The sequence below is a fragment of the Salmonella sp. SAL03688 genome, from assembly GCF_046551895.1.
GTDB lineage: Bacteria > Pseudomonadota > Gammaproteobacteria > Enterobacterales > Enterobacteriaceae > Salmonella > Salmonella enterica.
Window position 1 is genome coordinate 141509 of the sequence record NZ_JBGDVI010000007.1, and the last position, 20827, is coordinate 162335.

Sequence of the window (20827 nt, forward strand, 5' to 3'; positions counted from 1 at the left end):
CCATCTGCCTGTTTGCCAACAAACATCCGCGTATACAATATTTATCTTTTACGTTTGCAGAATTGACAGCGTTCACATTTTATTTTTCTTAATAGAGACAAAATGGAATCAAGTGTTTTATGAAATGTAGATCATCTAAGAATGACGCGGTAATGGCAACGTAGTAAGTTATGAACTATATATTTATTCAATAAATATATAGACATTAATTTGACGAAAAGAAATGAATCGGCAGTCCAAAACTGTCACTGGCAACCCTTCTGGACGCCGCCATCCTTAGATGGAAACGTCCGTTAGCGTTTTATTCGATAGTCAGCTCACACGAGTTCTTTGAGCTGCTCCTGCATATAGGTCGAAAAATACTCTGGGTTTTTGATAAGGATGCGGTTACCGGAGGCGACTTTTTCTGCCCATCCGGCCACTTTTTTCGTGAACTCAGGATTCCATCCCTCCTGCTCACCCCGTGCCACCACAACTTCCGGGCTTACTGGCACGCCTAAATCATGCAAATACTTTAAAATTCCCTTAGCGGTACTTTCATCCATTGAATGGGGTACTGACGCCGAAGTATTCATACCACCAATAAAATCCAAGGCTTTTTCAATTGCTGTTGGCATGCTCTTATCCTTAAAATTAACCACGTGAGAGACACCTTGATACTATGTACCCAACTCTGCCGGGATATCAAAGAGAACATCGCCTTTCTTTGACTTACCCCGCAGCTAAACGCTTTCGCGGCTATTTTCTGCACTATTTTTTGGCTTCTCCGGCTAAAACCAGCCCGGTCGCCACCGCATTGCGCGGGCCTTCAGTACCACGGATATTACCCTGCCCGGCGACAACGCCGGACTGCGCCATCGTTATTGATAATGGCGGCATCGGTGGATCCTGCGCCTAAATCGAGGATCGCCAGCGGCGCGGCGCATCCAGGCGTCGTTAACGCGCCAGCCACAGCCATGTTGGCTTCCACACCACCGACTTCAACTGGGGTATTTAACCGGGCGCTTAGCTCGCTGGCGATAGCCTGCATCTGTAAGCGATCGGATTTCACCATCGCCGCAATGCCAACGGCGTTTTCCATTGAACCTTCCCCGGCAATGCCACCCTGCACCGCGCGGGGAATAAACGTATCCACCGCCAGAAGATCCTGGATATGCACGGCGTTCATGTCATGACCGGTCAGCGAGGCCATTGATCTTACCCAGCAATAGTGGACATGCGACTAAGTGAGTAAACTCTCAAGTAAGAGGTGACTCACATGACAAAACCAGCATCAACCACCAAAAAGCCACGCAAGCAGCACACGCCTGAATTTCGTCAGGAAGCCCTGAAACTGGCTGAACGCATTGGGGTGGCCGCTGCCGCCCGCGAACTTAACCTGTATGAATCACAGCTCTACAACTGGCGAAGCAAACAGCAAAATCAGCTCTCTTCTTCTGAACGCGAGCAGGAGATGTCCGCTGAGATCGCCCGTCTGAAACGTCAACTGGCAGAACGGGATGAGGAACTGGCCATTCTCCAGAAGGCCGCGACATACTTCGCGAAGCGCCTGAAATGAAGTATGTCTTCATCGAAAACCATCAGGCTGAGTTCAATATCAAAGCCATGTGCCGTGTATTATCAGGTTGCCCGTAGCGGCTGGTACGTCTGGCATCAGCGTCGTCATCAGATAAACCGGCGTCAGCGGTTCCGCCTTGTCTGTGATAACGTCGTCCGGGAAGCATTCAGTGACGCAAAACAACGCTATGGTGCGCCACGCCTGACGGATGAGCTTCGTGCTCAGGGTTACCAGTTCAACGTGAAAACCGTGGCGGCCAGCCTGCGTCGGCAGGGGCTGCGGGCGAAAGCCTCGCGCCGGTTCCGTCCGGTCAGTTACCGCAAACATGGTCTGCCAGTCTCAGAGAATCTGCTGAAGCAGGACTTTTACGCCAGCGGCCCGAATCAGAAGTGGGTGGGTGACATCACGTATCTTCGCACTGGTGAAGGCTGGCTTTATCTGGCCGTGGTTATCGATCTGTGGTCGCGGTCAGTCATTGGCTGGTCGATGTCCTCGCGGATGACAGCACAGCTTGCCTGCGATGCGTTACAGATGGCGCTGTGGCGGCGTAAATGTCCGGAAAATGTCATCGTGCATACAGACAGAGGCGGTCAGTACTGTTCAACGGATTACCAGAACTTACTGAAACGCCATAATCTGCGGGGAAGTATGAGCGCCAGAGGTTGTTGTTACGACAATGCCTGTGCGGAAAGCTTCTTCCATACGCTGAGGGTGGAATGTATCCACGGAGAGGACTTTGTCAGCCGGGAAATAATGCGGACAGCAGTGTTTAATTATAGTGAGTGTGATTACAATCGGTGGCGTCGTCACAGTGCCTGTGGCGGTCTCAGTCCGGAACAATTTGAAAACCAGAACCTCGCTTAGGGTTGTGCCCATATTACGCGGGTAGGATCACAGTTCTTTCCTTCTGCCACAAGTTTTCGGGCATCATCACGACGAGAACTGGCATCTGCAAGTGTGATCGTCGGATACACACCCAGCGAGATCATTTTTGGCTTACCGGCAAAACGATAACGGAACCGCCAGCTCTTGCTTCCATTAGGTTCAATTAGCAATGACAACCCTTGCCCATCTCCGAGTGTATAGGCTTTAGTTTCAGGCTTAGCGCGGCGAATCTGCATATCGTTTAAAGGCATGTGTATAGGAATCCAAGACCGAACAGGAACATATACACAATCCTATACACATTCAGTGTCGGATTCTACTGGATGGTTACGGACGGTGATGGACAAAAAAGCAATAAAGTCGTTATTAATTAGTGTATTTATGGATGAATACGGACGTTTGAGGAACTTGATATGGTGCCGATAATAGGAGTCGAACCTACGACCTTCGCATTACGAATGCGCTGCTCTACCAACTGAGCTATATCGGCCCTGAGAAGGGTGTGTTCACGCGGGTGAATCACGGGGTAGAAGGTTAAAACTAACCGGGCGGTGCGTCAATAGCCTTGCTACTCAACCGGCTATTTTTGCACCGCTCGTCATTAATTACGCACGAATCGTACCATCGCCAAAGCCTATCCACTTATAGGTGGTAAGCGCTTCAAGCCCCATCGGACCGCGGGCATGTAATTTCTGCGTGCTGACCGCCACTTCTGCGCCAAGCCCAAACTGCCCGCCGTCGGTAAAACGGGTAGAGGCGTTCACATAAACCGCAGCGGAATCCACTTCGTTCACAAAACGCGCAGCATTATGCATATCACTCGTCAAAATCGCATCGGAGTGCTGAGTACCATGTTCGCGAATGTGAGCGATAGCGCCATCCATATTTTCGACCACCACAACGTTCAGATCCAGAGACAGAAACTCGTTATCCAGCTCTTTCGGTTTCAGCGGCACCAGTTTGGCAGGGCCATGCAGTACCTGCATGACGGTTTCATCCCCATGCAACGTCACGCCGCTCTCCGCCATCTGCTTGCTCAGCGCAGGCAAAAAGCGTTCTGCGATGTCCTGATGCACCAGCAAGGTTTCCACCGTGTTACAGGTGCTCGGGCGCTGGGTTTTGGCGTTGACAATAATCTTCAGCGCGGGGGCGATGTCTGCGCTGCTATCGACAAAAATATGGCACACGCCAATCCCGCCGGTAATCACCGGAATGGTGGATTGCTCGCGGCACAGTTTATGCAAGCCTGCGCCGCCGCGCGGGATCAGCATATCGATGTACTTATCCATACGCAGCATTTCATTGACCAGCGAACGGTCCGGATTATCAATCGCCTGAACCGCTGCCTCCGGTAAACCGCAAGCTTTCAGCGCCTTCTGAATGACACGAACGGTTGCGGCATTCGTGCGATGCGTCTCTTTCCCACCGCGTAGAATCACCGCATTACCGGTTTTCAGACACAAAGAAGCCACATCAACGGTAACGTTCGGACGCGCCTCATAGATAACGCCAACCACGCCCAACGGCACGCGGCGACGCTCCAGACGCAGGCCGCTGTCCAGCAGACCGCCGTCGATCACCTGCCCGACCGGGTCGGCAAGATTACAGACCTGGCGCACATCGTCAGCAATCGCTTTCAGACGCGCAGGGGTCAGCGCCAGGCGGTCCAGCATCGCTTCGCTCAGGCCATTGGCTCGCGCCTGCTCAACATCTTGTACGTTCGCGCTGAGGATACTTTCCATTTGCGCTTCCAGTTCATCGGCTATTTTTTCCAGCACGCGATTTTTTTCGCCGCTGGAGAGCAGCGCCAGCTTATACGACGCCGCTTTAGCAGCAATGCCCATTTGTTCCAGCATATGCCTGTTCCTTATCGAGTAATCATGTCATCACGATGAACAGCGACCGGGCCATATTCATAGCCCAGAATCGCATCGATTTGTTGAGAGTGGTGACCGGCTATCCGCCGCAGAGCATCACTGTTATAACGGCTGACGCCATGAGCGATATCACGCCCTTGCAGGTTACAAATTCTGATGACCTCCCCCCGCGAGAAATTGCCCGTCACGCTTTTGATGCCTTTTGGCAGAAGTGAACTGCCACGTTCCAGCATTGCCGCGGTTGCGCCTTCATCAACCGTAATTTCGCCTGCCGGCGGCGCGCCGAAGATCCAGCGTTTGCGGTTCTCCAGCGGCGAGGCTTGCGCATGAAAACGGGTGCCGACGGAAATCCCCTCCATCACATCGCCGATCACACCCGGTTTACTGCCTGAGGCAATAATCGTATCAATACCCGCGCGACAGGCCACGTCTGCCGCCTGAAGCTTAGTGCTCATACCACCGGTTCCCAGCCCGGAAACGCTGTCTCCCGCGATAGAGCGCAGCGCATCGTCAACGCCATACACATCTTTGATAAGCTCCGCCTGCGGATTGCTACGCGGATCGGCGGTAAATAATCCTTGCTGATCGGTCAGCAGCAGCAGTTTATCCGCGCCTGCCAGGATCGCCGCCAGCGCGGAGAGGTTATCGTTGTCGCCCACTTTAATTTCCGCTGTCGCAACGGCATCATTTTCATTGATAACCGGCACAATATGGTTATCCAGTAATGCACGCAGCGTATCGCGGGCGTTCAGAAAGCGCTCTCTGTCTTCCATATCCGCACGCGTCAACAGCATCTGCCCGATGTGGATACCGTAAATTGAAAACAACTGCTCCCACAGTTGAATCAGACGGCTTTGCCCTACCGCCGCCAGAAGCTGTTTAGAGGCGATCGTTGCCGGCAGTTCCGGATAGCCGAGATGTTCACGTCCGGCGGCAATCGCGCCAGAGGTAACAATAACAATACGATGTCCCGCGGCGTGTAGCTGCGCGCACTGGCGGACAAGTTCTACGATATGGGCACGGTTCAGGCGGCGCGATCCGCCTGTTAGCACGCTGGTGCCGAGTTTTACGACCAGCGTCTGGCTGTCACTCATGATTCTCTGCCGTTCAAAATAAGAAATAAAGACCAAATGAACGTTTTAGCAGGACTGGCTCCGGTTGCCAACAACCTGTACGCGTAGCGTGAAATTTTGTTGCGCAGGATCAGCAAGCGTAGCGGCAGAATTTGACCATTTTATTACCGCAACAATTAAACATATTTTTTTAAAAAAATTCTCACTTTGTCATAAATCTTTCATTACCGAACGTTAAAAACCTTCCTGTTTTTTACCGGGTTTCCCGACAAATCATAGCGCGTAATTAAAACAGGAATGGAAATGAATAAGAGCACTCTGGCAATAGTGGTGAGTATCATCGCATCAGCATCTGTTCACGCCGCCGAGGTTTACAATAAAAACGGTAATAAGCTTGATGTGTATGGAAAAGTTAAAGCCATGCACTATATGAGCGATTATGACAGCAAAGATGGCGATCAAAGCTACGTTCGTTTTGGTTTTAAAGGCGAAACGCAAATTAACGATCAATTGACCGGCTACGGGCGCTGGGAAGCTGAGTTTGCCGGTAATAAAGCCGAAAGTGATTCGTCCCAGCAAAAAACCCGCCTGGCCTTTGCTGGCCTGAAATTAAAAGATATCGGTTCTTTTGACTATGGACGTAACCTGGGCGCGCTGTACGATGTTGAGGCCTGGACGGATATGTTTCCCGAATTCGGCGGCGACTCTTCCGCCCAGACCGATAATTTTATGACTAAACGCGCCAGCGGGCTGGCGACTTACCGCAATACCGATTTCTTCGGCATCGTTGATGGACTGGATCTTACCTTACAGTATCAGGGGAAAAACGAAAATCGCGATGTGAAAAAGCAAAACGGCGACGGCTTCGGCACATCCGTGAGCTATGATTTCGGCGGCAGCGATTTTGCCGTCAGCGGCGCTTATACTCTCTCCGATCGCACCAGGGAGCAAAATCTGCAGCGCCGCGGTACGGGCGATAAAGCCGAAGCCTGGGCTACGGGTGTTAAGTATGACGCGAATGATATTTATATTGCGACCTTCTATTCAGAAACCCGCAACATGACGCCAGTTTCCGGCGGATTTGCCAATAAAACCCAAAACTTCGAAGCAGTTATCCAGTATCAGTTTGATTTTGGTCTGCGTCCGTCATTAGGCTATGTGCTGTCAAAAGGCAAAGATATTGAGGGCGTCGGCAGTGAGGATTTGGTGAATTACATTGACGTTGGCGCAACCTATTACTTCAACAAAAATATGTCCGCGTTTGTAGATTACAAAATCAATCAGCTTAATAGCGATAACACGTTAGGCATTAATGACGATGATATTGTGGCAATAGGGTTGACCTACCAGTTCTGATAAGTCGCATTGTGCCTGATGGCGCTACGCCATCAGGCATGGCAGCAGGGTTATGCCGACAGTTTTACCGGCTCGTCGTTGAAATCGTCAGACGGCTCCAGCGCCAGCTCCATAGAAATCAGCAGGTCGCGTAGCTTTTCATGAAACTCGCGTAGCGTGTATTCCAGTCGCTCCACCACTTCGGTTTCGTTAATCGGCACTGCGGTCCAGTTGCCCTCTTTATCAAACAAACCAAACTGATAACGATAAGTGAAGCGTTTCTCTTGTGCTTCCAGCTCCATCCACCAGCCCCAAAATTCACGCTTCTCTGGCGCGGGCTTCACGTTGACGCAAACTGCCAGGCAATCGAAAAAAAAACGATTGTCTTCGCACTGCCCTTCCCGGATATAGGGGCCAAGCGCGGTAAATTTCTTGATCAATCTACTTTTCGGGTGTCCACTCGGTAACGTCATTGCGATCTCCTTTAATGAAGCAACTGTTTTACCAAATCAATAGAATTTATCAATCTATTAACACAATCTATGATTAATCCAGTCGGTAATTTCTTGCAGCGCGTGGTCAAAATTGCGGTACACCGGGTTAAAAGGGATCTCTATCAGCTTACCGTCTGAAGATGATGTTGTAATTAAGCGAGACTCTTCTTCCGGGCTGAAAGGATCGTTTTTCCAGAAGCCGGAAAGCATTGGCGTAGAACAACGTCTGCCCAGTAGCCCCTGTACTTTCAACGAATAGCGATTGAGCTCCACACGCAGCGCCTCATCCGAAGCATCATGCATACCCAGACGGCTGGCCAGCACATCCAGATACATCTCCGGCACCGTGATCTGTCGTTGCGGATCGCTAAGTAGCGCATGGACCACCGGCCCCAGGCAAGCTACCGCTTTCAAACGCGGCGCTTCCAGATAGGCCAGACGCACCGCAACGTTGGCGCCAAAACGGAAACCAAACGCCGCAACACGGGTATGATCCACCCAGGGGACATTAGGAAGCGCTTTTAACACATGCTGGTGGAGCAAGCTGGAATCCTGGGTTAATTTCCACTTTGATGAAAATCCAACCGAAGGCATATCAAGCGTTAACATCGCAATACCGCGCGGCGCGAAATAGCGTTCATACAGGGTGTAATAGTCGGTTTGCATGGCGTCCAGGCCGCCGCACATGAGCACCGTCGGAAACGGACCATCCCCTTTCGGCATATGTAAAAACGCGGTGACAGGCGAACCGCCAGGAACGGCAAATTCCATTTCACGTAACGAGCCGGGCAACCGCTGCGCGGCCTCTTCATAGGCGCGATTCGCCAGCGCCTGCGCCTGCTCCGCCAGCTCATCGCCCTTCAAATGCGGGTAGGCGGCAATGTTATAGAGCGTTGAAGCATGAAGCCAGTAGCGTCCGCTGCGCATGGCGTCCTGTTCCTGACAGGCTTTCTGCTGCCAGTCCATCGCCTGCTTTGCCCACTCATAAATCCAGTTGCCGCCGCGGTAACCGATGACCGTATCGTATAAATCATCATCCGTTCGCTCTGCGTCGCTCATCACAATGCGCGCCTGCACATCAAGGATTTCTCGTGGATCAACGCCGCGCCAAATCCACATCAGGCGGTTTATCATGCGGTACCAGTGCGGGACGTTCTTACCGTCCAGCGCGGATTGCATGGGCGGCTGCGACCCACGATTGAACCGACGGACAAGGGTAGACGTTTCAGTATGTTTAAAGCGGGGTTTGAACAGGGTTTCGCTGAGGTTAGCCTGTGTCATTCGTGCAGCCTCCTTGGATACTCATAGAGGCTTATTGTAACCAATAAAACAGCGCCCGGCATTGCCGGGCGCTCTGAAAAGCTGCTGATTAACGACCTGAAATCGGCGGTACAAATACCACACCCATATCCCAGGGCTGCTCAATCCAGGTGTTCTGAGGAATATCAATAACATAATCATCAACCAGCGGACGGCCCGCCGGTTTAGCGAAAATCGTGACGAAATGCGCTTTAGGGTACATTTCGCGAATCGCGACGGCGGTGCCGCCGGTATCGACCAGATCGTCGATGACGATAAAGCCTTCGCCGTCGCCTTCTGCACGTTTCAGCACTTTCAGTTCGCGCTGGTTATCGTGATCGTAGCTGGAGATGCATACGGTATCGACATGACGAATGCCCAATTCACGCGCCAGTAGTGCGCCCGGTACAAGGCCGCCACGACTTACGGCAATAATGCCTTTCCATTGTTCTGAAGGCATGAGGCGGCTCGCCAGTTTGCGTGCGTGAATCTGCAACATGTCCCAGGTGACGACGTATTTTTCGCTCATGTGAAGTGTCCCAGCCTGTTTATCTACGGCTTAAAAAGTGTTCGAGGGGGAAATAGTTGCGCGAGATTATAGAGACCTGACGCGCTAAAAACCAGTGTTTAGCGGAATCCACGCCTCTTTTTGTATGCTTTATACTACCCGCAGGCGGAGAAAGTGGTATTCTCAGTCGCATCTCGTAAGAGTTATCAATTCCGCTAACCCTGTGGCCTGTAAGAACGTTTTTCAGACCACCGCCAAGGAGACTTATCGTGTCTGAACTGTCTCAGTTATCACCACAACCTTTGTGGGATATTTTTGCCAAAATCTGTTCTATTCCTCACCCGTCCTATCACGAAGAGCAACTCGCGGAACATATTGTGAGTTGGGCCAAAGAGAAAGGCCTTTACGTGGATCGCGACCAGGTCGGTAATATTCTGATCCGTAAGCCCGCCACTGCAGGTATGGAAAATCGTAAGCCGGTCGTTTTACAGGCGCATCTGGATATGGTGCCGCAAAAAAATAGCGACACCGTTCACGACTTCACTACAGATCCTATCCAGCCTTATATTGATGGCGAATGGGTTAAAGCGCGCGGTACTACGCTCGGCGCCGACAATGGTATTGGAATGGCTTCTGCGTTAGCGGTACTGGCTGATGATAATGTCGTCCATGGCCCGCTGGAAGTGCTGCTGACCATGACCGAAGAAGCCGGCATGGATGGCGCGTTCGGCCTCCAGTCCGGCTGGTTGCAGGCCGACATCCTGATCAACACCGACTCTGAAGAAGAAGGTGAGATCTATATGGGCTGCGCAGGCGGCATCGATTTTACCTCTAATCTGCCGTTGACCCGTGAAGCTGTACCCGCAGGATTTGCATGCTTTAAGCTAACCCTGAAAGGCCTGAAAGGCGGCCACTCCGGTGGTGAAATTCACCTCGGCCTTGGCAATGCCAACAAATTGCTGGCGCGTTTTCTGGCCGGGCACGCAGAAGAACTGGATCTGCGTCTGATCGATTTCAACGGCGGCACGCTGCGTAACGCGATTCCGCGCGAAGCGTTCGCTACCCTCGCCGTTGCCGCAGACAACGTAGGCGCGCTGAAAACATTAGTGAACGCTTACCAGGATATTCTGAAAAACGAACTGGCGGAAAAAGAGAAAAACCTGACGCTGCAACTCAATGAGGTTGCCAGTGATAAAGCCGCATTGACCGCGCCGTCACGCGATACCTTTGTGCGCCTGCTGAACGCAACGCCGAACGGCGTGATCCGCAATTCAGACGTGGCGAAAGGCGTAGTGGAAACATCGCTGAACGTTGGCGTGGTCACAATGTCTGATGCGAATGTCGAAATTCACTGCCTGATTCGCTCTCTTATCGACAGCGGTAAAGATTATGTGGTGAGTATGCTGGATTCGCTGGGCAAGCTGGCTGGCGCGAAAACCGAAGCAAAAGGCAGCTATCCTGGCTGGCAGCCCGATGCGAACTCGCCGGTCATGCACCTGGTGCGGGAAACCTATCAGCGTCTGTTCAACAAAACACCGAACATCCAGATTATCCACGCCGGCCTGGAATGCGGTCTGTTTAAGAAACCCTATCCGGATATGGACATGGTTTCTATTGGGCCTACCATTACCGGACCTCACTCTCCGGATGAGCAGGTACATATCGAAAGCGTCGGCCACTACTGGACTCTGCTGACCGAATTGCTGAAAGCGATTCCTGCGAAGTAAGAAAGCGCTAAAATGCCCGTCCCATTTCTGGACGGGCTAGCAATATGGAATATCGGGTATCCATTGCCAGATAACCTCTCCTGAATGCGCTGAAATAGCGCTGCGGCTACACGCGAATAGCCGGACAGCCCTATAACAGCGCTGGTAGCACCGAATTATTGTGGCGTAAACGCCATTCCTTTAAATATCCGTAGCGGATTGCCGCGCTCAATCTGATGATGGAACAGACGCCTTTCAGACTTCAACGCCGCACACTCATTTTGCCGTTGCTGTTCCAGCCGCCAGGCAATCAGCAGCCGGGCCAGACGCTTATTCGCATGTTGACTGCGCTCCGACTGAACCTTCACGCTAATCCCGCTCGCCAGGTGCGTGGCCCGCACTGCCGAGTCGGTTTTATTAACGTGCTGCCCACCCGGGCCGGAAGAGCGCAGAGTCTCGAAACGAATCTCATCAGACTGTATGTGCTCGTCGGCGGAAAAGCGCCCAATGCCGACGTACCAGTTTTTTCGCCCATGGTGCGGGCGATACGGGCTGGTACAAATCCACAGTAACGTGCCGCACCAACGTTCACTGAAAGCCATGGCTTTTTCGCCGTCCAGCGAGACCAGCGCGGAACGCAGCGTGTCTGGTAATCGTCCCGGCTCTGTTTCAAGTCGCGTCAACGATACCTTTTCTCTGGCGGCTTCTTTCGTCAGACAATCCAGCGCTTTTTTTACCGCCAGACAACACTCGTCCGGTCCCTGCGCAGAAGAAAGTTGCAGTAAGATCATGCGCTTTTCTCCCCTGAGGTTTTCAGCGTCAGCACCGGACGCAGGCAGGCAACTGGCGTAATCAGTCCGGCGTCTGCCAGACAATCCACAACGCTATCGATGGATTTATACGCCTGCGGCGCTTCTTCATAAATGAGCTGGCGATCGCGGCAAATCACCCGGCTACCCATCCCGGTACGGCAGAGCTGTCGCGGGGTAAATTTTGCCGATAACCGGTCTTTACACTCGGTACGCATCCATTTGCGCCCCGCGCCGTGCGCCAGGGAGAAGAGGCTCTCCTCGCTGACGACGGGTTTCACCAGCCAGCTATAATCGCCGCGCGAGCCGGGGATAATCACCAGTCCCTGCCCATCTGGCGTAGCGCCTTTACGGTGCAGCCACCCCGCCTCACCCGCGACAGTACAGGGTTCAACGAAGTTATGCGCCACATCCAGCCGCGGTTCGCCCTCAGCCCTGAGCTGTTGCAGTATCCGGCGGGCAATCAGCGCGCGATTACTGCGGGCAAATGCCAGCGCATCGTCATGTTCTGCAAGGTAGCGGCGCGCATCGTCGCTATCTTCCGGCAAACCGTTATGCGAAAACGCCTCCACATGACGACGCAGGATAGCTTGCCCCAGACCGCGTGAACCACTGTGTACCAGCAGTAATAACTGCGTTTTTTGTAACCCCGACAAAGCGAACGAATCAGCATCGACGATGCGATCGACCTGTTGCAGCTCGGCAAAATGATTGCCGCCGCCAATGGAACCCAGCGCAGAGCGCCACGAATGATGCTGCATTGCGGCGGGGACATTCTCCTCCAGCCACTGCGCGTCCGCCACGTCAGTCAGCGACGCCAGCCGCTTCTCCAGTTTATCGGCGTTATATTTACGCCCTAAAATATCCGTTTGCCATAACGCCATGCCGCAGCCGATATCGTTGCCGACCAGCGCCGGATAAAAGCGTCCACGCGAGAAAAAGGCTGCGCCAATAGGATAGCCGCGCCCCGGATGCAGATCTGGCATCCCGATAACGCGTTTCATACCGGTTAACTTAGCCGTCGTATATAATTGTTGGATCGCGGAATCTTCGATCCACAGGTTATCCGATGCGATAGAAAATACCACATCTGATAAAGGACGAATATAATTGCCCATATACCATTCCATATATGAATTAAAAAATCAGGAAATGGCAGACTAATCCAGAGCAATAAAAGAAAATTAATCCTGGAAAGGTCTGCAAAGTGCGTTCAGAGAATAAAGTGTCATGATGAACCTCCTTTGCAGTTATTGAGAATGAGAAAACGCGGGTATAGTAATACTGAAATTTAGATGGTGCAATCGTAATAGTGATAAAATCTTAATAGCCTGACTTATAACCCTAACACCAACTGTCGTTCCAACTGAGGGTCGAGCAGCGTTACGTGTAACCCCACCAGCCGTACGCCGCGCTCGCCGCGACGCTCGTTCCAGGTTTTACGGGCGGTGGTAATTAAGTCTTCTTTATTTAATTGCGGCCAGACATGTTCCTGAGTGGTTTGCTGAAAATCATTAAATTTTAATTTAACGCCCTGTCGGGCAATCAGTAAATCGGGCTTTACTATAGCCAGACGACGCTCCAGTTCCGGATATAAATGTTCAATAATGGCCTCGCAGTCCGACCACTCATGAATATCCTCCGCCAGAGTACGCTCAACGCCTACCGATTTACGCAGCCTTTCGCTGTTAACATCACGCTCGTCAATACCCTGACTACGCTCCCATAATACCCGGCCAAATTTACCGAAGCGTTTGAGAAGCATCGCCAGATCGCACTGTTGAATATCCCCGCAGGTTCTTAACCCCATATTTTCCAGTTTGGCGGCGGAAACTTTCCCCACGCCTGGAATTTTGGCTAACGGCAACGTTTTAAGAAAGCCGGGTACATCGGCTGGCGTAATAACATATTGTCCGTTCGGTTTATTGAGATCGGAGGCAATCTTCGCCAGAAATTTCACTGGCGCAACGCCGGCGGAGGCGGTGAGTTGCAGTTCATTGAAAATAGTCTGACGAATCTCCCTGGCGATCAGCGTCGCCGAACCATAACAGTGCGGGCTGTCAGTCACATCCAGCCAGGCTTCATCCAGCGAGAGCGGTTCAATCAGTGAAGTGTAGCGGGAAAAGATGTCACGTACATGCCGCGAAGCCTCTTTATAGGCGTCAAAGCGGCCAGGCAATAAGGTGAGATGGGGGCACAGCTTTAGCGCCATGGCGGTCGGCATCGCGCTACGTACGCCAAACTGGCGCGCAGGATAGTTGGCGGTACTGATAACACCTCTTCGCTCACGACTCCCGCCAATGGCAATGGGAATATCGCGTAACGCCGGATTATCACGCATCTCTACCGCGGCAAAAAAACAGTCCATATCAACATGTATGATTTTGTGCATCGCTCGCCCCCACAATACTGTTTAAGTGTACAGTATGTTTTATTGCGCGCAAAGAGACATTCGCGTTAAAAATGCGACATATTCGAAGGTATGACGACGAAAGCGGCGGGAAAATTGTAAACGTACACACGGGGACTTGCGAAAAACTGCCGTGGTGCTAATGTGAGCGCTCCAAATCCAGATTACTCCGATTTGGGGACTCTTTTGCCGTTCTGGCGTGTGTAACCGTTTTATCAAGGAACAAGCAGTATGCGTAAAATCGCATTTTTTCTTGCGATGCTTCTGATGCCGTGCGTCTCATTTGCCGGTTTGCTGAGCAGCAGCAGCCCCGTCACGCCGGTCAGTAAAGAGTATAAGCAGCAGTTAATGGGCTCACCGGTCTATATTCAGATTTTTAAAGAAGAGCGCACCCTTGATCTCTACGTCAAAATGGGTGAGCAATACCAGTTGCTTGATAGCTACAAAATTTGCAACTATTCCGGCGGGTTAGGCCCGAAACGCCGTCAGGGCGATTTTAAAAGTCCGGAAGGGTTTTACAGCGTTCAGCGCAATCAACTCAAGCCAGACAGCCGTTTTTATAAGGCCATCAACATTGGTTTTCCCAATGCCTACGATCGCGCGCATGGCTATGATGGTAAATATCTGATGATTCACGGCGCCTGTGTTTCCGTCGGCTGCTATGCCATGACCGACAGCGGCATTGATGAGATTTTCCAGTTTGTCACCGCCGCGCTGGTCTTTGGTCAGCCGAGCGTGCAGGTGAGTATTTATCCGTTCCGGATGACCGACGCCAATATGCAGCGTCATAAATATTCATATTACAAAGATTTCTGGGCGCAGCTAAAACCCGGCTACGATTATTTTGAACAGACGCATAAGCCGCCAACTGTTTCTATCGTTGATGGACGTTACGTCGTGAGCAAACCGTTGAGTCACGAAGTCGTTCAGCCACAGCTGGCCTCAAATTATACGCTCTCCGAGGCAAAATAACGCCCATTCGCCTGGCATAATCTTTTGCCAGGTTTCATTCCCCGTTAGCGGCTGGGTAGCAATCACGGTAACCACGTCATTTGGCGTGGTCTGTGAACTGAAATCAATTTCCATATCCTGATCCACCAGCGTGGCTACGCCAAACGGCGCCCGGCGAGTGATCCAGTGCAAATGGGTTGAGCAAAACGCCATCACATATCGCCCATCTGACAGCAGCATGTTAAAAACGCCTTTTTCACGTAATACCGTCGCCAGTGTCGCAATATATTTAAATACCGCTGTCATGTTGCCCGGCGTGCGGGGATAACGCTGCGTTAATTTATGCAATAGCCAGCAAAACGCTTTTTCGCTGTCGGTTTCCCCCACCGGACGAAAATTACCGGTTTCCAGCGACTTATAACCGTTGAGCTGACCGTTATGAGCATAAGTCCAGTTGCGTCCCCATAATTCCCGGGTAAAAGGGTGTGTATTTTCCAGCGCCACTTCACCGCGATTAGCCTGACGGATATGAGCGATAACCGAGCAGGACTTGATCGGGTAATTCTGTACCAGTTTCGCAATCGGCGAATGGTAGCTCGGTTGCGGATCTTTAAACGTGCGACAGCCCTTTCCTTCGTAAAAGGTAATTCCCCAGCCGTCTTTATGCGGCCCGGTTCCGCCGCCACGCTGCACCAGTCCGGTGAAGCTAAAGCAGATATCCGTCGGCACATTGGCGCTCATCCCAAGCAGTTCGCACATACATCACCTCCACAAACGCCTTAAGCGGGAAGGCGTAATTTTTACAGCCAATCAAATCTCAAAATATCAAAGAAAACAATATGCTATACCCTAAATAATTCGAGTTGCAGGAAGGCGGTAAGGGAGGAAATCCCCAGGAACATAGATAACTATGTGACTGGGGTTTCTGAGCGCAACCAACGCACCTGCAGCTTGAAGTATGACGGGTATAGTTATTTAACCATCTCTTTTTCGATCAACTGAATCAAAATATGAATTACTTTGATATGAATTTCCTGAATACGATCGGCATAACCGAAGTGCGGTACGCGAATTTCAATATCCGCCGTTCCCGCCATTTTGCCGCCGTCTTTACCGGTCAACGTGATCACTTTCATGCCTTTTTCACGGGCCGCGGCAATCGCTTTAATCACGTTACCAGAGTTACCCGACGTCGAGATCCCTAACAGGACATCGCCTTCGCGCCCTACCGCCTCAACGTAACGAGAGAAAATATAGTCATAGCCAAAATCATTACTGACGCAGGATATATGGCTAACATCAGAAATCGCAATTGCCGGGTAGCCCGGACGATTTTCACGATAACGACCTGTCAGCTCTTCAGCAAAGTGCATCGCATCGCAATGGGAGCCGCCGTTACCGCAGGAAAGTACCTTACCACCCGCTTTAAAACTGTCAGCCAACAGGACCGCCGCGCGCTGAATGGCGTGAATATTGGCGTCATCTTTTAAAAAATTAGCCAGCGTTTCCGCCGCTTCGTTCAGTTCGTTACGAATAAGATCCTGGTACATGAGGATATCCTTCAGCATGAATGTAAATGACAGTATGCAGTGTACCGGATAGCAGTACAGGCGAGAAGCATAAGCCGAATTAACGCCTCACGCTTTTGATTTTTCGTGCCCCCAAAAACGGCAACAATGTGAGCTTTGTTGTAATTATTTTGTAAACACATTGCTAAAAGATTTTACATCCACTACAACCTAATCATCACAAGTGGTCAGACCTCCTACAAGCAAGGGAGCTTTTCGTTATGATGATTTTGAGTATTATCGCTACGGTTGTTCTGCTCGGCGCATTGTTCTATCACCGCGTGAGTTTATTTCTCAGCAGCCTGATTCTGCTCGCCTGGACCGCCGCACTTGGCGTCGCTGGCCTGTGGTCCATCTGGCTCTTGGTTCCTCTGGCCATTATCCTCGTGCCGTTTAACCTCACACCGATGCGAAAATCAATGATTTCCGCACCGGTGTTCCGCGGCTTCCGTAAGGTCATGCCGCCGATGTCGCGCACTGAGAAAGAAGCGATTGATGCCGGTACAACCTGGTGGGAAGGCGATCTGTTCCAGGGCAAGCCAGACTGGAAAAAACTGCACAACTATCCGCAACCGCAACTCACTGCCGAAGAGCAAGCGTTTCTCGACGGTCCGGTAGAAGAAGCGTGCCGGATGGCGAACGATTTCCAGATTACCCATGAACTGGCGGATCTGCCGCCGGAACTGTGGGCTTATCTGAAAGAGCATCGTTTTTTTGCGATGATCATTAAAAAAGAGTACGGCGGGCTGGAGTTCTCCGCTTATGCGCAGTCCCGTGTACTGCAAAAACTGTCCGGCGTCTCCGGGATTCTGGCTATCACCGTCGGCGTTCCAAACTCACTCGGCCCTGGCGAGTTGTTGCAGCACTATGGTACGGAAGAGCAGAAGAATCACTATCTGCCGCGACTGGCGCGCGGCCAGGAGATCCCCTGCTTTGCGCTGACCAGCCCGGAAGCAGGTTCTGATGCAGGCGCCATTCCGGATACCGGCGTGGTTTGCATGGGCGAATGGCAGGGCCAGCAGGTGCTGGGTATGCGCCTGACCTGGAACAAGCGTTACATTACGCTGGCGCCGATAGCTACCGTGTTGGGCCTGGCGTTTAAGCTTTCCGATCCGGATAGATTGTTAGGCGGAGAAGAAGAGCTGGGTATTACCTGCGCCCTGATCCCCACCTCAACGCCGGGTGTGGAAATTGGTCGTCGTCACTTCCCGCTTAACGTTCCGTTCCAGAATGGCCCAACCCGCGGTAACGATATTTTCGTGCCTATTGATTATATTATCGGCGGCCCCAAAATGGCCGGACAGGGCTGGCGTATGCTGGTGGAATGTTTGTCGGTAGGACGCGGTATTACCCTGCCGTCCAACTCCACTGGCGGGGTGAAATCCGTCGCGCTGGCAACCGGCGCCTATGCTCACATTCGTCGTCAGTTCAAAATTTCTATCGGCAAGATGGAAGGTATTGAAGAACCGCTGGCGCGTATTGCAGGTAACGCTTATGTGATGGATGCCGCCGCATCGTTAATCACCTACGGCATTATGCTGGGCGAAAAACCGGCGGTACTGTCGGCTATCGTGAAGTACCACTGCACCCACCGCGGCCAGCAGTCCATTATCGACGCGATGGATATCACTGGGGGTAAAGGCATTATGCTGGGCGAGAGCAACTTCCTGGCGCGTGCTTACCAGGGCGCGCCTATCGCGATCACCGTGGAAGGCGCGAATATCCTGACCCGTAGCATGATGATCTTTGGTCAGGGCGCCATTCGCTGCCATCCTTATGTACTGGAAGAGATGGCCGCAGCGCAGAATAATGATGTGAATGCCTTTGATAAACTGTTGTTTAAACATATTGGTCATGTCGGCAGCAATACCGTTCGCAGTTTCTGGCTTGGCCTGACCCGCGGATTAACGAGCCATACGCCAACCGGCGACGCCACGAAGCGTTATTACCAGCATCTGAACCGACTGAGCGCAAACCTGGCGCTGCTGTCTGACGTGTCAATGGCGGTACTGGGCGGCAGCCTGAAACGCCGCGAGCGTATCTCCGCGCGTCTGGGCGATGTGTTGAGTCAGCTTTATCTGGCCTCAGCCGTACTGAAGCGTTACGACGACGAAGGTCGCCACGAAGCCGACCTGCCGCTGGTGCACTGGGGCGTACAGGATGCGCTGTATCGTGCTGAACAAGCGATGGACGATCTGCTGCAGAACTTCCCGAACCGCGTCGTGGCCGGATTGCTCACCGCGATGATCTTCCCGACTGGCCGTCATTATCTGGCGCCGTCTGATAAGCTGGATCACGCCGTGGCGAAGATCCTGCAGGTGCCGAACGCCACACGTTCACGCATTGGGCGCGGTCAGTATCTGACGCCCGCCGAACATAATCCGGTCGGTTTACTGGAAGAAGCGCTGCGTGATGTCATCGCTGCCGACCCTATCCACCAGCGCATCTGCAAAGAACTGGGTAAAAATCTGCCGTTTACTCGTCTGGATGAACTGGCGCGCAATGCGCTGACGAAAGGGCTTATAGATAAAGATGAAGCCGCCATTCTGGCGAAAGCGGAAGAGAGCCGCCTGCGCAGTATCAACGTTGATGATTTTGAACCTGAAGCACTGGCGACCAAACCGGTAAAGCTGCCGGAGAAAGTGCGTAAAGTCGAAGCCGCATAATCAGTCTCGCCTCTTTCCTGCCCCGCTTTCGCGGGGCTTTTTCTTGCCGCTTTTTTATTATTGCTCATGCTACAGTGTAAAGACGCTGTTCAATGAGGAGCTCCGATCGTGTCTGGTTTGAAAATTACTCTGTTGCAACAACCTTTAGTCTGGATGGACGGCCCGGCAAACCTGCGTCATTTTGACAGACAGCTAGAGCTCGTATCTGGCCGGGATGTGATTGTTCTGCCTGAAATGTTTACCACCGGCTTTGCGATGGAGGCCGCTAATAACTCACTTTCGCAAGATAGCGTGATTACGTGGATGCAGGCCAAAGCCCGACAAACTGACGCTCTGATTGCCGGCAGCGCGGCGCTACAAACTGAGCGCGGCGCCGTAAATCGCTTCTTACTGGTTGAACCGGAAGGCAAGGTTCATCTCTATGATAAGCGCCATCTGTTTCGTATGGCGGATGAACATCAACATTATGCCGCAGGCGATAAACGCATCATCGTGCAGTGGCGCGGTTGGCGCATTCTGCCGCTGATCTGTTACGATCTGCGCTTTCCGATATGGTCACGCAACCGCAATGATTACGATCTGGCGCTGTATGTAGCGAACTGGCCCGCGCCGCGCTCGCTACACTGGCAAACATTACTGACGGCGCGCGCTATTGAAAATCAGGCTTATGTCGCAGGCTGCAACCGGGTTGGCACCGATGGCAACGGGTTACATTATCGCGGCGATAGCCGGATCATTAATCCCCAGGGCGACATTATCGCCACCGCCGAACCACACCAGGCGACACGTATCGATGCCGATCTTTCTCTCGTCGCCTTGCAGGACTATCGCGAAAAATTTCCAGCCTGGCGCGATGCCGATCCATTCACCTTGTAAGCAACCTGCCGCTCACCGCGGCGGGATTGTTTCACTCCGTAACTCTCCGTAAAACAAATTCGCGTGGCGTAATGTGGCAGGCAACGTATTCTGACTAAGAGCCTATCCCACCAGGCGTTATTGGCGCAGCCAGTTTGGACACGGACAGCGCGCAAAAACCGGAGCGTACACGTAGTACGTGAGGATTTTGAGCACTGCCCAGGTCCAAAATGGCAAGTAAAATAGCCCTAATGGGATAGGCTCTAAGATAATTGCTCGCCATTCGTGGGTAATAAAAACGGTTAATCACTCCCTTATCAGGATATCTTCATGAAAAACTTTGTACGCACAACTTTACTGGCAGCGACTCTGGCGGGCGTTTCTTTTGGCGCTTTCGCCACCGCTGTCCCCAATCCTCCCCTGCCCGCCCAGGATCCTATTGTCCAGCATCTGAAGCTGACAAACGATCAGATTACCCGGATCAAAAAACTTCACCAACAACTGGAAACCGACGTCAGTCAGATTTCTATGAAGGGAATTAAAGACGGTGCGCTGATAGAGGTGATTAAATCCGGTAAATGGGATGACGCCGCCGTAAAACAGCAGCTTGCAGCCTTCAGTAACATAGAACAACAGGCTCGCTATTATCGGGTTAAATATTATTTTGATTTAAGCAAAGTCTTAACACCAGAACAGCGTCAACAGGTACAACAAGATCTCGCCCAGGCACTTGAGTAAATATTTTTGCCCGTTATTCCTGGATAACGGGCTTTATCCAGGTCGGGTACAACTTCATCTTTTTCTTACAGCATCGCTCTATCTCACACTACCCG

The 20827-nt window shown here is 52.0% G+C and carries 20 protein-coding genes, 1 tRNA gene and 2 pseudogenes; 8 read left to right on the forward strand and 15 right to left on the reverse strand.

Annotated elements, in window-relative coordinates; translation table 11 throughout:
- Positions 1 to 317 precede the first annotated feature (317 nt).
- The 3 genes and pseudogenes from ACLJR2_RS09755 to ACLJR2_RS09765 form a co-directional block, all read right to left on the reverse strand.
- Positions 318 to 641, reverse strand: a complete 324-nt coding sequence (locus tag ACLJR2_RS09755) for a DUF1889 family protein (RefSeq protein WP_001539227.1) — start codon at positions 639 to 641, stop codon at positions 318 to 320.
- A 109-nt stretch (positions 642 to 750) separates the two neighbouring features.
- Positions 751 to 879 carry a diol dehydratase reactivase ATPase-like domain-containing protein gene (locus ACLJR2_RS09760; RefSeq protein ID WP_077905095.1) on the reverse strand — a complete coding sequence of 43 codons (129 nt, stop codon included), beginning with the start codon at positions 877 to 879 and terminating at the stop codon, positions 751 to 753.
- A pseudogene (locus tag ACLJR2_RS09765) lies at positions 827 to 1192 on the reverse strand (diol dehydratase reactivase ATPase-like domain-containing protein); the annotation flags it as partial. The pseudogene ACLJR2_RS09765 and the gene ACLJR2_RS09760, both read right to left, overlap by 53 nt.
- A gap of 66 nt (positions 1193 to 1258) precedes the next feature.
- Here ACLJR2_RS09765 and ACLJR2_RS09770 point away from each other — a divergent pair.
- Together ACLJR2_RS09770 and ACLJR2_RS09775 are read left to right on the forward strand one after the other, a co-directional pair.
- Entirely contained in the window at positions 1259 to 1558 is a 300-nt protein-coding gene (locus tag ACLJR2_RS09770) for an IS3 family transposase (protein ID WP_000165390.1), read from the forward strand.
- Positions 1559 to 1561: 3 nt separating this feature from the next.
- Positions 1562 to 2422 (forward strand): IS3 family transposase, encoded by an 861-nt coding sequence (locus tag ACLJR2_RS09775; RefSeq protein ID WP_057515918.1) that lies wholly within the window; start codon positions 1562 to 1564, stop codon positions 2420 to 2422.
- Between the two features lie 17 nt (positions 2423 to 2439).
- On the opposite strand, the pseudogene ACLJR2_RS09780 reads toward ACLJR2_RS09775, so the two are convergent.
- The 4 genes and pseudogenes from ACLJR2_RS09780 to proB form a co-directional block, all read right to left on the reverse strand.
- Positions 2440 to 2694, reverse strand: a pseudogene (locus ACLJR2_RS09780) (Arm DNA-binding domain-containing protein); the annotation flags it as partial.
- Between the two features lie 163 nt (positions 2695 to 2857).
- Positions 2858 to 2933: transfer RNA gene (locus ACLJR2_RS09785), tRNA-Thr, on the reverse strand.
- Between the two features lie 115 nt (positions 2934 to 3048).
- Positions 3049 to 4299 (reverse strand): glutamate-5-semialdehyde dehydrogenase, encoded by a 1251-nt coding sequence (gene proA / locus ACLJR2_RS09790; protein ID WP_000893227.1) that lies wholly within the window; start codon positions 4297 to 4299, stop codon positions 3049 to 3051.
- 11 nt (positions 4300 to 4310) lie between these two features.
- Positions 4311 to 5414, reverse strand: a complete 1104-nt coding sequence (proB, locus tag ACLJR2_RS09795) for a glutamate 5-kinase (RefSeq protein WP_001285275.1) — start codon at positions 5412 to 5414, stop codon at positions 4311 to 4313.
- Between the two features lie 282 nt (positions 5415 to 5696).
- Between proB and phoE the strand changes: the two genes are divergently transcribed.
- Positions 5697 to 6749, forward strand: coding sequence for a phosphoporin PhoE (gene phoE / locus ACLJR2_RS09800; protein ID WP_001043673.1), 1053 nt, complete (start codon positions 5697 to 5699; stop codon positions 6747 to 6749).
- A gap of 50 nt (positions 6750 to 6799) precedes the next feature.
- Here phoE and crl read toward each other — a convergent pair whose 3' ends face one another.
- From crl to gpt, 3 genes are all read right to left on the reverse strand, one after another.
- Positions 6800 to 7201 (reverse strand): sigma factor-binding protein Crl, encoded by a 402-nt coding sequence (crl, locus tag ACLJR2_RS09805; RefSeq protein WP_000174693.1) that lies wholly within the window; start codon positions 7199 to 7201, stop codon positions 6800 to 6802.
- Between the two features lie 57 nt (positions 7202 to 7258).
- Positions 7259 to 8503: an esterase FrsA gene (gene frsA / locus ACLJR2_RS09810; RefSeq protein WP_000189585.1), complete on the reverse strand. Its 1245-nt coding sequence runs from the start codon at positions 8501 to 8503 to the stop codon at positions 7259 to 7261.
- An 88-nt stretch (positions 8504 to 8591) separates the two neighbouring features.
- Entirely contained in the window at positions 8592 to 9050 is a 459-nt protein-coding gene (gene gpt, locus ACLJR2_RS09815) for a xanthine phosphoribosyltransferase (RefSeq protein ID WP_001292018.1), read from the reverse strand.
- A 248-nt stretch (positions 9051 to 9298) separates the two neighbouring features.
- On the opposite strand from gpt, the gene pepD reads away from it, so the two are divergent.
- A complete protein-coding gene (gene pepD / locus ACLJR2_RS09820) occupies positions 9299 to 10756 on the forward strand; it encodes a cytosol nonspecific dipeptidase (RefSeq protein ID WP_001292977.1) in 1458 nt (485 codons plus the stop codon).
- Positions 10757 to 10911: 155 nt separating this feature from the next.
- On the opposite strand, the gene prfH is transcribed toward pepD, so the two are convergent.
- The 3 genes from prfH to dinB all read right to left on the reverse strand — a co-directional run bounded on the left by prfH (position 10912) and on the right by dinB (position 13936).
- Entirely contained in the window at positions 10912 to 11526 is a 615-nt protein-coding gene (gene prfH / locus ACLJR2_RS09825) for a peptide chain release factor H (protein ID WP_000602086.1), read from the reverse strand.
- Positions 11523 to 12662, reverse strand: a complete 1140-nt coding sequence (locus tag ACLJR2_RS09830; RefSeq protein ID WP_000528901.1) for an RNA ligase RtcB family protein — start codon at positions 12660 to 12662, stop codon at positions 11523 to 11525. Before ACLJR2_RS09830 ends, prfH begins: the two co-directional genes overlap by 4 nt.
- A 218-nt stretch (positions 12663 to 12880) precedes the next feature.
- Positions 12881 to 13936: a DNA polymerase IV gene (gene dinB, locus ACLJR2_RS09835; protein WP_000548942.1), complete on the reverse strand. Its 1056-nt coding sequence runs from the start codon at positions 13934 to 13936 to the stop codon at positions 12881 to 12883.
- Positions 13937 to 14185: 249 nt separating this feature from the next.
- On the opposite strand from dinB, the gene dpaA reads away from it, so the two are divergent.
- Positions 14186 to 14926: a peptidoglycan meso-diaminopimelic acid protein amidase gene (gene dpaA, locus ACLJR2_RS09840; RefSeq protein WP_001225658.1), complete on the forward strand. Its 741-nt coding sequence runs from the start codon at positions 14186 to 14188 to the stop codon at positions 14924 to 14926.
- Here the strand turns inward: dpaA and ACLJR2_RS09845 are convergent.
- Entirely contained in the window at positions 14897 to 15664 is a 768-nt protein-coding gene (locus ACLJR2_RS09845; protein ID WP_000333387.1) for a class II glutamine amidotransferase, read from the reverse strand. The two genes, dpaA and ACLJR2_RS09845, sit on opposite strands and share 30 nt — an antisense overlap.
- A 212-nt stretch (positions 15665 to 15876) precedes the next feature.
- On the reverse strand, positions 15877 to 16455 hold the full coding sequence (gene lpcA, locus ACLJR2_RS09850; protein ID WP_000284051.1) for a D-sedoheptulose 7-phosphate isomerase: 579 nt from the start codon (positions 16453 to 16455) through the stop codon (positions 15877 to 15879).
- A 239-nt stretch (positions 16456 to 16694) separates the two neighbouring features.
- Here lpcA and fadE point away from each other — a divergent pair, with 239 nt between their 5' ends.
- The 3 genes from fadE to ACLJR2_RS09865 all read left to right on the forward strand — a co-directional run bounded on the left by fadE (position 16695) and on the right by ACLJR2_RS09865 (position 20732).
- Positions 16695 to 19139, forward strand: a complete 2445-nt coding sequence (gene fadE, locus ACLJR2_RS09855; RefSeq protein WP_000973044.1) for an acyl-CoA dehydrogenase FadE — start codon at positions 16695 to 16697, stop codon at positions 19137 to 19139.
- 108 nt (positions 19140 to 19247) lie between these two features.
- Positions 19248 to 20015 carry an amidohydrolase gene (locus ACLJR2_RS09860; protein WP_000015789.1) on the forward strand — a complete coding sequence of 256 codons (768 nt, stop codon included), beginning with the start codon at positions 19248 to 19250 and terminating at the stop codon, positions 20013 to 20015.
- A gap of 309 nt (positions 20016 to 20324) precedes the next feature.
- Positions 20325 to 20732 (forward strand): Spy/CpxP family protein refolding chaperone, encoded by a 408-nt coding sequence (locus ACLJR2_RS09865; protein ID WP_000788200.1) that lies wholly within the window; start codon positions 20325 to 20327, stop codon positions 20730 to 20732.
- Positions 20733 to 20827 lie beyond the last annotated feature (95 nt).